Annotated in this window: 1 protein-coding gene; it reads left to right on the forward strand. The window is 45.7% G+C overall.

Annotation, left to right across the window (positions count from 1 at the left end):
• Positions 1–104: 104 nt before the first annotated feature.
• On the forward strand, positions 105–1075 hold a 971-nt coding region (locus KDK17_RS14120; protein WP_257288327.1), incomplete at its 3' end, for a hypothetical protein.

Below are 1075 nucleotides of genomic sequence, written 5' to 3' on the forward strand. Positions count from 1 at the left end.
AAAACAGCGCATTGCCAGATACCAGGCTAATTATTTCCAAAATAGTCAAGAACCTATGGGAGGAAAAAGATTTAACCAGTTTTTCCATGGCCGTCTCAATAATCGTGTCGCAGGGGAAAGAAGCATCGGGCTATGACAAGGAGCCACTTGAACCGATATCGGAAGCGGTGAAACAAATATTGTCCGACAGTGATGAAGAGCAGGTTATTGAGCAACTCAAGTTGCTCCATCCAAAAATGACTGGTCAGAGCGACTCAGCTGCTAACCGATGGTTGCGTTTAATGGCAGAAATACTGGAAGGGAGAGATCCCAAACCTTCGGTTATTCGCTTTGCCCTCGAAGTTCTGGAATCGGGTTGGCTGGATCCACTGCTGTGCTATCGGGAGCCTACAATGGAGGTCAAAAGACATCATCAGCTATTGGTGCGTCTTGAATGCTTCGATGAACTCAAGATTGAAGCCGCTCATTGCTTGAAAAAGTGGTACAAGCAGTTCTTTTCCAGGGAAAACAATAGTCATTTGTGGCAGAAGTCTTATGATAGCTTCCAGAAGAAAAAAGGTAATACCTTCTTCGTCAGTGATTGTCATGATGGGTTTTCATCATCCCTTGAATATAAAATGGCCAGTCGATCCTTACAGATCGGCTGGACGGACGAACCTGAGGGCATTCCGAATATAGAACGAATGCTGACGCACCAACCCGCGTTTCCGAGGTCAATCACGGGGGAGGAGAACCACCGTCCGGTGATTATCATAGGGAGACCTTGCTGGGATGAAAAACTGCTTCAGAAAAAGGCCGAAGACCTGTTTCAACGAAAAGTTGAGAGCAGCCCTAAGTGGATTGAGATATCAAAAAGTGACCATCCCCATGAGTTAGAGAAGAATCCACCCCCGGGTTATTGGGATAAGTCAGATTCAGAGAGACAAAACTACGTATATGACAATCAACTTGCTTTGGATGGTTTAAGACACAAATGCAAGCAGACGATTCTGCAGGCCTTCAGTCATTACCTGTATAGATTGACACACTCGAAAGGCGGTTGCTTGACGTATTGTTGGGCCGATGCTGCTATCAA

Origin of the sequence: Endozoicomonas sp. SESOKO2, assembly GCF_024606245.1 — a bacterium.
In the GTDB taxonomy this organism is placed as follows: Bacteria; Pseudomonadota; Gammaproteobacteria; order Pseudomonadales; family Endozoicomonadaceae; genus Endozoicomonas_A.